General features: G+C 42.2%; 12 protein-coding genes and 1 other annotated feature (1 of these 13 only partly in view). Of the genes, 3 read left to right on the top strand and 9 right to left on the bottom strand.

Going from position 1 to position 14061, the window contains the following annotated elements; translation table 11 throughout:
* Positions 1–206 (bottom strand) — a binding site (T-box leader); it reaches 33 nt to the left of the window's first position.
* Between the two features lie 58 nt (positions 207–264).
* Positions 265–1989 (bottom strand): acetate--CoA ligase, encoded by a 1725-nt coding sequence (gene acsA, locus MHI16_RS13555; protein ID WP_058015048.1) that lies wholly within the window; start codon positions 1987–1989, stop codon positions 265–267.
* A 155-nt stretch (positions 1990–2144) separates the two neighbouring features.
* Here acsA and MHI16_RS13560 point away from each other — a divergent pair, with 155 nt between their 5' ends.
* Genes MHI16_RS13560 through MHI16_RS13570 form a run of 3 tightly spaced genes read left to right on the top strand, consistent with a single transcriptional unit; the run spans position 2145 to position 4615 of the window.
* A complete protein-coding gene (locus MHI16_RS13560; protein WP_012010911.1) occupies positions 2145–2777 on the top strand; it encodes a GNAT family N-acetyltransferase in 633 nt (210 codons plus the stop codon).
* A gap of 39 nt (positions 2778–2816) precedes the next feature.
* Entirely contained in the window at positions 2817–3458 is a 642-nt protein-coding gene (locus tag MHI16_RS13565; RefSeq protein WP_061409135.1) for a CBS and ACT domain-containing protein, read from the top strand.
* Positions 3455–4615 carry an acetoin utilization protein AcuC gene (locus MHI16_RS13570; RefSeq protein WP_058015047.1) on the top strand — a complete coding sequence of 387 codons (1161 nt, stop codon included), beginning with the start codon at positions 3455–3457 and terminating at the stop codon, positions 4613–4615. The genes MHI16_RS13565 and MHI16_RS13570 overlap by 4 nt, the downstream gene beginning before the upstream one ends.
* A 42-nt stretch (positions 4616–4657) precedes the next feature.
* On the opposite strand, the gene ccpA is transcribed toward MHI16_RS13570, so the two are convergent.
* From ccpA to ytpR, 8 genes are all read right to left on the bottom strand, one after another.
* Positions 4658–5659 carry a catabolite control protein A gene (gene ccpA, locus MHI16_RS13575; protein ID WP_034665514.1) on the bottom strand — a complete coding sequence of 334 codons (1002 nt, stop codon included), beginning with the start codon at positions 5657–5659 and terminating at the stop codon, positions 4658–4660.
* A 451-nt stretch (positions 5660–6110) separates the two neighbouring features.
* Positions 6111–7187: a bifunctional 3-deoxy-7-phosphoheptulonate synthase/chorismate mutase gene (locus MHI16_RS13580; RefSeq protein ID WP_058015046.1), complete on the bottom strand. Its 1077-nt coding sequence runs from the start codon at positions 7185–7187 to the stop codon at positions 6111–6113.
* Between the two features lie 218 nt (positions 7188–7405).
* Positions 7406–7729 carry a bacillithiol system redox-active protein YtxJ gene (gene ytxJ / locus MHI16_RS13585; protein ID WP_003217729.1) on the bottom strand — a complete coding sequence of 108 codons (324 nt, stop codon included), beginning with the start codon at positions 7727–7729 and terminating at the stop codon, positions 7406–7408.
* 33 nt (positions 7730–7762) lie between these two features.
* Positions 7763–8233, bottom strand: coding sequence for a YtxH domain-containing protein (locus MHI16_RS13590; protein ID WP_058015045.1), 471 nt, complete (start codon positions 8231–8233; stop codon positions 7763–7765).
* 26 nt (positions 8234–8259) lie between these two features.
* Positions 8260–8679: a DUF948 domain-containing protein gene (locus MHI16_RS13595; protein WP_058015044.1), complete on the bottom strand. Its 420-nt coding sequence runs from the start codon at positions 8677–8679 to the stop codon at positions 8260–8262.
* Between the two features lie 225 nt (positions 8680–8904).
* On the bottom strand, positions 8905–10203 hold the full coding sequence (gene murC, locus MHI16_RS13600) for a UDP-N-acetylmuramate--L-alanine ligase (protein WP_058015043.1): 1299 nt from the start codon (positions 10201–10203) through the stop codon (positions 8905–8907).
* Between the two features lie 303 nt (positions 10204–10506).
* Positions 10507–13257, bottom strand: coding sequence for a DNA translocase FtsK (locus tag MHI16_RS13605; protein ID WP_058015042.1), 2751 nt, complete (start codon positions 13255–13257; stop codon positions 10507–10509).
* 196 nt (positions 13258–13453) lie between these two features.
* A complete protein-coding gene (ytpR, locus tag MHI16_RS13610) occupies positions 13454–14059 on the bottom strand; it encodes a YtpR family tRNA-binding protein (RefSeq protein ID WP_061409145.1) in 606 nt (201 codons plus the stop codon).
* Between the last annotated feature and the right edge of the window lie 2 nt (positions 14060–14061).

Genomic DNA, 14061 nt, shown 5'->3' on the forward strand with positions numbered 1-14061 from the left:
CTTAAAAGACAATACATCACGTCTTTTCACTTACACTGATAACGGACAGATCCGTTCTTTCACTAATCAGGACAGCATGCATGCTCCTTTTCGTAAAAGCGGTTCGTGAGGGTAATTCGAATATCTCTTTGCACTGACTCGCACCAGCCGTCAGCTCTCTTGGACAGGGAAAGATGATTCTACTGAATCTCAGTCAAAACCTTTACATATTCAACTAATGTCATTTTAAACATATTTTTGATATCAAGTCAACTGATGAAAAAATTAATCTTCCATTGTCGATAGGTCGCCAGCCGGTAAATTCAGTTCCCACGCCTTTAGTACACGTCTCATAATTTTTCCGCTTCGCGTTTTAGGCAGTTTGTCTTTAAACTCGATTTCTCTCGGTGCCGCATGTGCAGCGAGTCCTTTTTTCACAAACGTACGAATCTCTTCTTTCAGCTCATCTGTCGGCTCATATCCGCTTCTAAGCGCAATGAATGCCTTAATAATTTCACCGCGGACCGGATCTGGTTTTCCAATGACACCAGCCTCTGCAATGGCCGGATGTTCAACCAGTTTGCTTTCCACCTCAAAAGGACCAACCCGCTCTCCTGATGTCATGATCACATCATCGACACGTCCCTGGAACCAAAAGTATCCGTCTTCGTCCATATAAGCTGAATCTCCTGAAACATACCAATCTCCCGGCATAAAGTAAGATTCATATTTTTCAGGATTGTTCCAGATCGTATGCATCATAGACGGCCAGCCTTTTTTGATGGCGAGGTTGCCCATCCGATATGGCGGAAGTTCATTTCCGGCATTATCCACAATCGCAGCTTCTACACCTGGAATCGGTTTCCCCATTGAACCTGGTTTAATGTCCATGCATGGATAATTACAAATCAGCTGTGCACCGGTTTCCGTCATCCACCAAGTGTCATGAATTCGTTTGCCAAATACAGCGTCTCCCCAGCGAATGACTTCTGGATTAAGAGGCTCACCTACACTTAACACATGACGAAGCGAGCTGAGATCATATTTTTGAATGAGGTCATCTCCTGCCCCCATTAGCATTCTAAAGGCGGTCGGTGCACTGTACCAAACGGTCACACCTAGTGATTCAATCGTTTCATACCACGTATCAGGGTTAAATCTGCCGCCTAAAATGACATTTGTTGCCCCGTTTAACCACGGTGAAAAAATGCCGTACACTGTGCCTGTTACCCAGCCCGGGTCAGCTGTACACCAGTAGACATCGTCTTCTTTCAGATCAAGCACCCATTTACCGGTCTGATCCTGCTGCACCATTGCACCATGGACATGCAGTACACCTTTTGGCGTACCTGTCGACCCTGACGTGTAATGAAGCAGAAAGCCGTCTTTTTCATCCATCCATTCGATTTCAAGATCCTTCGCCGCCTGGTCAAAGGCTTCTTCATAATGGATGGTCCGAACGCCATCGATATCTTCCTTTTCACCGCCGACAATAATGACAGATTCAAGTTTCGGAAGCTCTGCAAACGGAATTCGTTCAAGCAGATCTGGCGTTGTCACAATGACCTTCGCCTCGCTATTTTCTAAACGGTCTTTGACCGCACCTTCCATAAATGCCTCAAATAACGGGCCAACGATCGCACCAATTTTAACTGCGCCAAGCAGAAGAAAATAGAGCTCAGGGGATCTAGGCATAAAGATAAATACGCGATCTCCTTTTTGCACATGCGCCTTTTCTCTGAATAGATTGCCCGCTTTATTTGTGTTGATTTTCATATCTCTGAACGTATACTTTTCATCCCGCTGTGAATCTTTGTAATGAAGCGCCACCTTGTTCTTGCGAAACGAGTCCGCATGTCTGTCAATCGCTTCATAGGCTGCATTTATGTTTCCTGTTTCATACCATGAGAAGTTTTTTCTTGCTTCTTCCCATGAAAATTCTTTGTATGCCTGCTCATAATCATTTAAATGATAGTCCCCTTTTACTGATGGTAGCGTTTCCACTTTCATCAAACAGTCCCCCTTTGCATACGTTTACAATGACCATTATAGTATAGATGACTTTTTTTCTCAATTTTTAAAAAACTTATAGTGAAACCGTTTTAATTCTTGCAGGTTTTAAGATAAAATAGAGACGACTCACTAGAATTTGAGGCGGTGGATACGTGGAGCATCCTAAAACTTATTATTCAAAAATCATTGAGCGTGAAACAGGTTCCATCCTTATTGAAGGTCCGGTACCTGCATCAGAGCTTGCGAACTATACATTTCATGAAGGCCTAACGGCATTTCGCACGCCAGAGGAACAGAAACAAGCACTTGTTGAAATAGCAGATCTTCCAGAAGGACGTATTATCATTGCAAGAGTGGATGAGCTTGTTGTCGGCTATGTCACGTATTTATATCCTGATCCGCTTGAGCGCTGGTCAGAGGGCAACATGGACAATTTAATCGAGCTTGGCGCGATTGAGGTCGCTCCTCCATTTAGAGGCTGCTCACTTGGCAAACATTTACTTGATGTGAGCATGATGGATGAGCAAATGGAGAATTATATCGTCATTACAACTGAATATTACTGGCATTGGGATTTAAAGGGGACAAAGAAAAACGTGTGGGAGTACCGCAAGATGATGGAGAAAATGATGAACGCAGGCGGTCTTGTTTGGTTTGCAACAGACGAGCCAGAGATCAGCTCACATCCAGCCAATTGTTTAATGGCCAGAATCGGGAAAAATGTGAGTCCTGATTCGATTGAGCGTTTCGATCGCCTTCGCTTCCATCAACGCTTTATGTATTAACGTTCAATTCGTTTTTTTGGCAAAGGGGATTGGTAAACAATGATGATTGAACAAATTATGGAGCGTGATGTGATCACGCTGCGAAAAACCGATACGATTGAAGAGGCCGTAAAAAAAATGAGTGCACATCACATCCGGCATATTCCGATCGTATCTGATCAAGGTTCTGTCATTGGGATGGTGACAGATCGAGATATTAAAAATGCCAGTCCAAGTATATTTGAAACAGAAAAAAGACAGCTCTTTATTCAGCGTCCTGTTGAGGAGATCATGGTATTAGAGACGATTACTGCTCATCCGCTTGATTTCGTTGAAGAGATTTCAAGTGTCTTTTTTGAACACGGAATTGGCTGCCTTCCAGTGGTGAGACGAGGCAAGCTTGTAGGTATTATCACAAAGACTGATTTGCTTCGTACGTTTGTCAGACTGACAGGTGCAGATCAGCCTGGGTCACACTTAGAGGTTGAAGTGGACCAAATGACAGAAGGTCTTGCAGACATCACGGCCATTTTAAAGGAACAGCATATTCAAATGCTGAGTGTGCTTGTGTATCCGCATGCAAATGAATCGTCTAAAGTGCTCGTCTTCCGCCTTCAAACCATGCATGCAGATCATGTGACGAAGCTGATTCGCGCAAAAGGATATAAGGTGCTGTGGCCAATGGAGCAGACGATCAAATGAAGGAAGCGACCTTTGTTTTTTCACCCTCTTTTCAAACGTACCAGTTTCACCAAGACCATCCCTTCAATCAGCTTCGTGTCTACTTAACATATGACCTGCTTCAAAAAATGAAGGCGTTAACAGATGATGAGATCGTCGCACCGCGTATGGCGACCCTTGATGAATTAAAGCTCGTCCATACAGCCGATTATATTCAAGCTGTGCAGCGGGCTAGTGAAGGAAAGCTCTCTACAGCAGAGGGTGAGCGCTACGGTCTTGGCACGGAGGATACACCGATGTTTGCAGGTATGCATGAAGCAGCTTCTCTCCTTGTTGGAGGGACACTCACAGCCGTTGACCAAGTCATGATGGGACACACGCAGCATGCACTGAATCTTGGCGGTGGACTTCATCACGGGTTTAAAGGACGTGCATCCGGCTTCTGTATTTATAATGACAGCTCAGTGGCGATTCAATATATTCAAAAGACATACGGTGCAAGAATTTTGTATATTGATACGGATGCCCATCACGGAGATGGTGTACAATTCAGCTTTTATGACGACCCTGAGATTTGTACGGTCTCGATTCATGAAACGGGACGCTATTTGTTCCCTGGAACTGGACAAGTACAGGAAAGAGGTCACGATAAAGGCTATGGCTACGCCTACAATATTCCGCTTGATGCATTTACAGAAGACGAATCGTTCCTTGAAGCATACCGAACAGCAGTGACTGAAATTGCTGCTTTTTTTAAACCAGATGTGATTTTGACGCAAAACGGTGCAGATGCACACTACTATGATCCGTTAACCCATTTATCTGCCACCATGAAAATATATGAGGAAATTCCTAAACTTGCCCATGAGTTAGCGCATCAATATTGTGATGGCAAATGGATCGCTGTCGGCGGAGGAGGATATGATATTTGGCGGGTCGTGCCAAGGGCATGGAGCCGAATTTGGCTTGAAATGAAAGGCATTACACCACCTGATGAACTGCCTCAGGACTGGGTTCAGGCTTGGCATAAACAATCGCCCGTCACTCTGCCATCCACATGGGGAGATCCTGACGATTTATATCCACCGATCCCAAGAAAAGCAGAAATCACAGAAAAAAATGCTCAAACTGTAGAAAAAGCACTGATGCCCGTTAGAAGAGAAAAGAAAAATGCATAAGAAAAGCAGGCATTCACTGATGTGTAAGCCTGCTTTTTCGTTTTATTTTGTTGATTGTCTTTCTTCAATTCGGTGTGGAAGTTCCACAATTTGGTCATCCACTTGCTCTTTGTTCATCAGCTTCGTCAGCAGTCTCATTGCGACAGCGCCAATATCATACGTCGGCTGAACAACAGTTGTCAGCTGAGGACGCACCATGAGAGAAAGTCTCGTGTTATCAAAGCCAATCACTTCTAAATCCTCAGGAATCGATACGCCTCTATCTTGTGCTCCATGAATGACACCTAACGCCATTTCATCTGTAGCCGCAATAACAGCTGTCGGCTTATCAGACTGCTCAAGTAGATGAGCAAGTGATTCAATTCCAGAATCATAAGAGTAATCGCCTTCAGCGACGAGCGCATCGTCAAATGCGATGCCTGCTTCTTCAAGCGCACGTTTATAACCTGCAAGCTTTCTCATAGAGTTAATCGGTTCTGACATTGGGCCAGATACGAAGGCAATTCGCTTATGTCCTTTTTCAACTAAAAGTTGTACTGAATCATAAATCGCTTGCTCATAGTTGATGTTGACAGATGGTGTTTGAGCCTGCTCTTCAACAGATGCTGCAAGAACAATTGGCACAGGAGAGCGCTTAAATTCTTCAACAAGCACATCTGTGATGTTTCCGCCCATAAAGACAATCCCATCTACTTGTTTACCTAGCATAGTATTTAATAGATGAAGCTCTTTATCGGTATTTTGATCTGAGTTGCTCAAAATGATGTTGTACTTATACATTGTGGCGATATCTTCAATTCCGCGAGCAAGCTCCGAATAGAAGATACTAGAAATATCAGGGATGATGACCCCAACCGTTGTTGTTTTTTTACTTGCAAGGCCTCGTGCCACAGCATTCGGACGGTAGCCAAGACGATCAATCGCTTCAAGTACCTTTTTTCTTGTTGTTGGTTTTACATTCGGATTCCCATTCACTACTCGTGATACCGTTGCCATACTTACATTTGCTTCTCTTGCTACATCATATATTGTAACATTATTCACATAAATCACTCCTTCAAATACACTTCATATCTATAGCATTCACCAATTGGATAGAGACATGTCAGATACGAGGAAAATAATATCCTATTTGTCATTAAAACGATGAAAAGAGACACATAATTTTTCAATCTACATCAAAATGACATTCTTTTATGAAATTATACACGTTTTTTCATCATATGAAAACGTTCCCTTTCTTTTTATAACTAAATTAAACAAACTTTAATGAGCTTGTTACCTGTAAATTGAATCATATTTCATGAAAAACCGTCGAGAACGTTAGCTATGACAATGATCTTAGCAGATTGTATTGAATTTTAAAAATGAAAACATTGTGAACAAGCACGTTTGAGGCTTGCAATGTGCTCTTTTCCTTTCATTCCCAATCTTTATCCTATTTACTCCATAGAAAAACCGCCGGGCAGTCATCCGGCGGCTTTTCTATCTATGATTATGCGTGAATGTTAACAAGTGGTCTTAACGCATCTAACCATTTTTCGAATTGTGGAATGTCCATTTGCTGTGCTGAGTCAGATAGAGCAACAGATGGATCTGGATGCACTTCTGCCATGACACCGTCTGCTCCAATCGCAAGAGCTGCTTTCGCTGTTGGAAGGAGAAGATCTCTACGTCCAGTTGAGTGCGTCACATCAACGAAGACTGGTAAATGTGTCTCTTGTTTCAAGATTGGCACAGCAGAAATATCTAGTGTATTTCTTGTCGCTGTTTCGTATGTGCGGATACCGCGCTCGCAAAGGATGATTTGATCATTTCCTTGGGCGATGATGTATTCAGCTGCATTGATGAATTCTGAAATCGTCGCTGCAAGACCGCGTTTTAAAAGAACAGGTTTTTTCACAGATCCAGCTTCTTTTAAAAGTTCGAAGTTTTGCATGTTTCGTGCACCGATTTGGATAACATCGATATGCTCAATCGCTTCTTCAATGTGAGCAGGATTGACGATTTCACTAATGACAGCAAGACCGTATTCATCCGCTACACGCTTTAGAATTTTTAGACCATCTACACCAAGTCCTTGGAAGTCGTATGGACTTGTGCGAGGTTTAAATGCTCCTCCGCGAAGAAGTTTTAGTCCTTGCTGTTTCGCTGCTGCCGCCACTTCTGCGACTTGCTCGTAGCTTTCAACAGCACATGGTCCAACGATGAAGCGCTGTTTCCCATCTCCGATCGCTTCTCCATTTATATTTACGATTGTATTTTCTGGTTTTTTCTTACGAGAAACAAGAAGTGCTTTGCTGTGATCATCTTCTTGAAGTTCTAGACCTGCTTTGAAAATCTCTTTGAAAATATGCTGAATCGTTGAGTTTTCGAATGGTCCATCATTTTCTTCAAGAATTTGGTTTAGCATTGTGCGCTCTCTGACAGGATCATAACGGTTGACACCTTGCGCTTCTTTCGCTTTTCCAATTTCTTTTACAATGTTTCCTCTTTCATTGATCAGTTTTAAAATTTGGAGATTTAGTTCATCTGCTTGCTGTCTCAATTGTTCTAGTTCATTGTTGCTCATTTTTGTCATCCTTTCCTCTGCCCGCTCTCGCTTTTTATTATTTCATTCTCTCATGATAGGGTTTATTATAAACAAAGATTTCGGAATTGTCACGAAAATTTTCTTTATTACCCAAACGCTTTTAAGCGATAAAGTATTATGTGTAAGATTATAGCATAGTTTTGATTGAAGTAAACCTTTTTTTATAAAAAAAACGTCAGCAATTGCTGACGTTTCTTTTACACATTATGTTCAAGCGCTTCTTTTGTAATGCTTGAGTGAGATGCATGCCATTTTACTTTTCCACCACTAAAGACGAGTGCCTGGGGACTTTCGTGCTTTACCCCCGACTTTTCTGTCACATAGGATGAAAGCTCCCTTGTGTTTTGAATTTGCAAGAAATAAGTTGGCACGTCTTCATGTGCAGACGCAAATGCTTCAAACTCTTGAAAAGCCGCTTGACTGATCGGACATGTCAAACTGTGCTTAAAAAAGACAAAGGTCCCATCTTGATTCGTTAGTTGATCAAACTGTTCTTCTGTTTCAATGAGTTGTTTTGACATGATGTTCTCCTTCTTCACTCTGTGCAGTAAGAGTTAGCCTTTAGTCGATTGTTCGACTTTTTCTTTGACATCTTTTATGCCATCTTCAATTTCTGATTTCGCTTCTTGTGCTCGTACTTTTGCTTCATCTGCTACATCTGATGCTTCACTTGCTAGGTCAGCTGCCGCATCTTCTGCTTCACTTTTCACATGATTAGCTTTTCCAGCTGCACGCTCTTTTATGTCTTTCACTTTGTCTAAAATTTGGTTTGACTGTTCTGCCACCAGTTGGGACAATTCAGACGTTTTATCTTTCGCAATCGTCACATATTCAGTGCCTCTTTCTTTTGCATCTGTTGTGAGTCGATCTGTTTTTTCTTTTAAAACATTCGCTTGGGTGTTCAAATCATCGCGAAGCTCTTTCCCTGACTTCGGTGCTAAAAATAAAGCTGTTGTTGCACCCACAATGCCACCAATAAGTGTTCCGATCAAAAAGTCTTTGCTATTGATTCCGTCTTTGCTCATGATTATTCCTCCTATGCGAAAATGGTTTATTTTTGGTGTTTTCGTTGTTTCCACTTTTTATAAATTTCAAGTGCTGCGTTACTCCAGCTTACCACATCCGTGACTTTTTCTTGATTTCGTTCAACGGATGAAGAAACCGCACCAGCTGCCTGCTTTATGCTTGAATTAAATTGGTTAATCGAGCCGCCAATTCCCTGCACCGCATCCACAACTGTGTTGAGTTTTGCCGATTTGTCTTGGATATCTTCAGCAAGCTGATTCGTCTTATGTAGCAACTGTGCTGTCTCTGTGGTGATCCCTTGCATCTGACCTTCAAGACCTTCTAAAGTTGATGCGACATTCTTTAATGTCAGCTGTAAGGATTTTAATGTTTTGGACAAGTAGATGACAAGAATGAGGAAAGCAATTGCGATCAGTGCAACGCTTAGATATAGAATAATAATCATCTGATACCTCCTTTGCTGCGGGCATATTCAATTCAATACCCTCTCGTTGTATCATTCAAACATCGCCTAGAATGACCGTTTGAATAATAATTCTACACTTATTCGCTAATTCCTGTCCACAGCGAACGAAAAAATGCGGCAGATGTTGACACAATTAGCCCCTTTGTCACATTTTATTCAAAATAAAAAAAGTGCCGATCAAAACGGCACTTTTCGTTTAAGTATTTATACAGCGACTTTTTCATAAGCACGCAAATATTTTTGAATGTCTCCTGCTCCCATAAAGATCAGAATCGCATCTTCGTGCGCTTTCAGCACAGATGTGTCTTCTTCTGCAATCAATTGGGCCTGCGGGATTTTTTCTCGTAAATCTTCAATGCTCAGCTTCCCAATGTTTTCACGGGCTGAACCGAAAATATCGCATAGGTATACATAGTCCGCTTTCTTTAGACTGTCAGCAAATTCACTTAAGAATTGCTGTGTACGAGTGAACGTATGAGGCTGGAAAACAGCCACAATCTCACGGTCTGGATACTTTTGGCGTGCTGCTTCAATTGTGACTTCAATCTCCGTTGGGTGATGGGCATAGTCGTCAATTAAAACCTGCTCACCGACTACTTTTTCATTAAAGCGGCGTTTGACTCCGCCAAATGTCGTTAGTGCCCCTTTGATGAGCTCTACATCAATGGCTTCATAGTGACATAATGCAATGACAGCTAATGAATTAAGGACATTATGATTTCCATAGGCAGGAATGTAGAAGGTATCATAAAACGTATTGCGTACGAACACATCAAATGTAGTGCCTTCCGTGTTTTTTACAACATTGCGTGCTTGGAAATCATTTTCTTCATTGAAACCGTAGTACACAACAGGTACCTTCGCTTGAATCTTAGGCAGATGCTCATCATCACCGCAAGCGATAATGGCTTTTTTCACTTGAAGCGCCATGTTTTGAAACGCATCAAACACGTCGTCAATGTCCGAGAAATAATCAGGATGGTCAAAATCAATATTGGTCATGATCGCATAGTCTGGATGATAGCTGAGGAAGTGTCTGCGGTATTCGCATGCTTCAAATACAAAATACTCGCTGTTTTCTTTCCCCATACCAGATCCATCACCGATTAAGTATGAAGTTGGTTTCGCTGATTGCATCACATGGGCAAGCAGTCCTGTTGTTGACGTTTTACCATGAGCACCAGTAATCGCAACGTTTGTGAATGAATCCATGTATTCTCCAAGGAATTTATGGTAACGAATGACAGGAATCCCTTCAGAAAGGGCACGTTCAATCTCAGGGTGTGTATCAGGAAATGCATTACCTGCAATGACGGTCATCCCTGGCTGAATATTATCTGGGTCAAAAGGAAGAATTTTAATATTTCGTTCTTCTAATGCTTTTTGTGTAAAGATATGTTTTTCGATATCCGATCCTTGGACAGTATACCCAGTATCATGAAGAATTTGGGCCAGTGGACTCATACCTGTCCCTTTTATTCCAACAAAATGATAAACAGTCATAATTGTACCTCCAACAAACGTCTATCTGACTTACAGTATATGACGCTCATTTCAATTTGCAACTTGTGATTTTCGCCTCTAGCGGGTCACAGATCGCAGCTCCAAATAAAGATTTTTTCCGATCTTCCTATTCTAATCAATATTAACTATGATTAGTATCCGACAACTTTCCTATTTCTAACACCTGCTTTCGCTCATTTTACATAAAAAAGCGTTCTGACAGGCATGCGAAAAGCGTCCAATTCCAAAATTGCACCTATGTGCTATCATACCATGTTTATGAAAAAAATGAAGTGATTTTGTTTAGATCAGCTGTTCTAAGTCACTCAGTGTCATAAGGACTTCCCTTGGCTTACTGCCTTTTGCACCAGAGATCATGCCCTCGCGTTCCATCATGTCGATCAATCTGGCTGCACGATTGTAGCCAATTCTAAATCTTCTCTGCAAACTCGATGTACTAGCGCTATTTTGCTCAATGGCAAAACGGCAGGCATCCATAAACAATTCGTCTTCATCTGTAATCGCAGAGCCTTGGAGCATTAATTCCTCCTGTTCGAAAAGGAATACTGGCTTACGCTGTTTTCTAACATGTGCCACTACTTGATCGATCTCGCGGTCTGATACAAAGTTTCCTTGCAGCCTCGTCGGCTTGCCGGAGCCATTTTCTAAGAAGAGCATGTCTCCTTTTCCGAGAAGCTTTTCTGCACCTGCCATGTCGATGATCGTTCTAGAATCTACCTGACTTGAGACAGAGAAAGCAATTCTTGTTGGAATATTGGCTTTAATCAGACCTGTAATGACATCAACAGAAGGTCTTTGTGTGGCAATCAATAAGTGAATGCCGCACGCCCTTGCTTTTTGCGCGATTCGGCAAATGCTTTCTTCGACTTCGTTTGGTGCGACCATCATTAAATCAGCGAGCTCATCGATCACCACGACAAGATAAGGTAGTTTTTCACCCATTTGTTTTTCTTTGACAAGCTCATTGAATCGTTTGATTTCTCTCACACCAGAGTGCGCAAACAGTTCGTAGCGTCTTTCCATTTCATCCACTACCCATTTCAGCGCAGCTGTCGCTGTCTTGGCATCGGTGATAACAGGACTCACAAGATGCGGAATATGATTATAAGGCGCTAATTCGACCATTTTAGGGTCAATTAACAGCATTTTCACTTCATCTGGTGACGCTTTAAACATTAAGCTCACTAAAATGGTATTGATGCAGACACTTTTTCCTGAACCGGTTGCTCCAGCAATTAAGCCATGCGGCATTTTTTGCAGATCAACGACAACAGGCTGTCCTGAGATATCTAATCCGAGTGCTGCTGTTAAAGGAGATGGATTGTCTCTAAACGCACTGCTTCTGATCATCTCTCGTAAGAAAACCATTTTACTGTGAAGGTTCGGCACTTCGATCCCAATCGTGTTCTTTCCTGGAATTGGTGCTTCAATTCGAATATCCTTTGCGGACAAACTGAGTTTAATATCATCTGACAGGTTCGTGATTTTGTTCACTTTGACACCTGGTTCTGGATGTACTTCAAACCTCGTCACAGAAGGGCCTTGCGTGACATGAACGACACTTGCTCTGACATTGAAATTTTTCAGCGTGGCATTGAGCAGCTCTGCCCGCTCTTTCACCCATGTCCCGTCCTCTTCTTTTTGAGCTGGAGGTACGTCTAATAGGGCGAGGCTTGGAAACACATAACCTTGGGCATCTGCTGCTTTCTTTTGTCCTTGCACACGCTGATCACTTTTTAACATCATGACGTTAAAAGGAACCGTTGAGGTTTGTCCGCTTGCACGCTCTGTCTGAGGAGATGTCTGTTTCGGTTTTTCTTCCATCACTTCATGCAATTGTTCTTGCTTTTTTTGCTGCTCTATGACAGGTTCTACTCGTTCAGCAGCGGTCTGTTCGTCTGCTGCTTGTTCTATTGGCATCACTTGATCTTCTACTATTTCCGCTTCTTCTAACATTTGATCTTCTTGCAGATCATGTTCGGCAACTGGCTCAGTTTCTTCCAATGCTGCCGCTTGCACTTCTTCTTGATGGTCTTCTTCGATGGAATCAATTTTTATTTCCTCGACCGGTTCTGCTGAGATGTCGTCTAGTACCTCTACTTCTTCTGCCGGCATGTCTACTTCCATTTCAATTGCGGGATGCGTGTCTTCCGCTGTTTCGAATGTCAACGGTTCTATTTCCTTTGTATGATCGACAAACTGTTCTACTGGCTCAGCTTTTATTTCTTCGTCTTCACTGGAAACATCCTGTACCAGCTCAGACTCTACCGGCGGTTCGTGATACACTTCGGCTTGCTGATTATGTAAGTCAGCTTCAATATGGTCTTGAGACTCAGAAAAGACTGGCTCTTTTTCCTCTGTTTGAATGAAAGGCTCGTCATTTAAACGCTCCATCGTCGATTGAACGTGATCCTGATAAGCGAGTTCCTCTTGCAAAGTAAGCGGGGTCACGTCTGTTTGCATGTCCACTCTTTCTTCTGCTGGGGCTGGAACTGTTTCTTCCATACGATTTTCTTTCCGTATTGACGGAATGTTCATTTGCTGTCTGACATTTCGTTCACGCTCTGCCTCTTCTGATAACAGGGTGACTCGCTGCGCTGTTTCTGCTGCTTTCATTTGAACAGAAGATGATTCTTCTTTCGTCTCTGTTCGTTTCGGACGCATATCCTGATGATAGCCATAGATTGGTGACGGAATTTGCTCTGGTTTGAATGGCTTTTTATGAATGTCAGGCTGCACCGTTTGTTTTGACTCATAGGTCTTCTGCTTGGCCTTTGGGTGGCCTTGCTTCGGGCGTCTTCTTTCCTGCTTTACTCCGTCTCGCTGAGGTTCATCTGGAACGAGCGGAAAGCGGAAGTTTCCTGCTGGATATTCATAATAGACTTTTGTATCTTCAATTTTTTTATATTCTTTATGCTGTTCAAAAACTGGCTGCTTTGGTGCAACTGGACCTTCCTCAGGTCTCACAGCTTTTTCTTCTTTCTTTTCTTCTCCTAAAAATACACTAAAAAATTTATCTAACCAACTCATCATTTATCACTCACTTTAACTCCCCTTACGTTTTCTTGGGCGATTTTTAGTATACCATTGCTTTTTCATGCAGAAAAGCGAGAAAAGTGCCGCTCCTTGCTATTTGTACTGTCTGTAGATGAAAAAAAGTCACTAAGTACGTACTTAGTGACTTTTGGTATAACACATTCTTCGCTCTGATGTGCACGTTTATGGGAGGTTATGCTTGAAAGGATTCGCCAGCTTGATGGCTTCCCTCTAGAACAAGAATCCCTTTTTCAGCAGGCGCGTCTGGAAGATCTAGTTCTTTTGCTGAACAAATCATACCGCTTGATGGAACACCTCTTAGCTCAGCATCTTTGATGATTAAACCGCTTGGCATCACTGCCCCAACCTTCGCAACCACGACATATTGCCCTTGATCAACGTTTGGTGCACCGCACACGATTTGTAATGTTTCATCGCCAACATCCACTTGGCAAATGTTTAATTTATCTGCATTCGGATGCTTTTCTTTTTCCTTTACATAACCGACAACAAATTTTGGTGATAGATCGACAGTCAACGTTTCACTGACACCGTTGCGGTTTAAAATTTCGTTGATATCTTGAACAAGTGTTTCAGAAAGCGGTACAGATCCGTTTTCTTCAATTTTCATGTAAGTAGATGCATTGAAGATATTAAAGCCTGTTGTTTCTTTTGTTTCTTGATTGAAGATTCTTACGACATCTCCAAACGTCTCATGACCTACTTCTTCTCTCGTCACATCTTTCAAGGAAATAAGGAGTGTGTCGCCTACACCTTCTGCATTATAAAAAACGTTCATTC

Source organism: Bacillus sp. FSL K6-0923, from assembly GCF_038630825.1.
Classification (GTDB): Bacteria; Bacillota; Bacilli; order Bacillales; family Bacillaceae; genus Bacillus; species Bacillus pumilus.

Coding starts and splice junctions, on each gene's coding strand:
- MHI16_RS13605 (WP_058015042.1), bottom strand. CDS start 13,257: ATGATGAGTTGGTTAGATAAATTTTTTAGTGTATTTTTAGGAGAAGAA.
- ytpR (WP_061409145.1), bottom strand. CDS start 14,059: ATGAACGTTTTTTATAATGCAGAAGGTGTAGGCGACACACTCCTTATT.
- MHI16_RS13580 (WP_058015046.1), bottom strand. CDS start 7,187: ATGAGCAACAATGAACTAGAACAATTGAGACAGCAAGCAGATGAACTA.
- MHI16_RS13570 (WP_058015047.1), top strand. CDS start 3,455: ATGAAGGAAGCGACCTTTGTTTTTTCACCCTCTTTTCAAACGTACCAG.
- murC (WP_058015043.1), bottom strand. CDS start 10,203: ATGACTGTTTATCATTTTGTTGGAATAAAAGGGACAGGTATGAGTCCA.
- acsA (WP_058015048.1), bottom strand. CDS start 1,989: ATGAAAGTGGAAACGCTACCATCAGTAAAAGGGGACTATCATTTAAAT.
- MHI16_RS13565 (WP_061409135.1), top strand. CDS start 2,817: ATGATGATTGAACAAATTATGGAGCGTGATGTGATCACGCTGCGAAAA.
- MHI16_RS13595 (WP_058015044.1), bottom strand. CDS start 8,679: ATGATTATTATTCTATATCTAAGCGTTGCACTGATCGCAATTGCTTTC.
- MHI16_RS13590 (WP_058015045.1), bottom strand. CDS start 8,233: ATGAGCAAAGACGGAATCAATAGCAAAGACTTTTTGATCGGAACACTT.
- ytxJ (WP_003217729.1), bottom strand. CDS start 7,729: ATGTCAAAACAACTCATTGAAACAGAAGAACAGTTTGATCAACTAACG.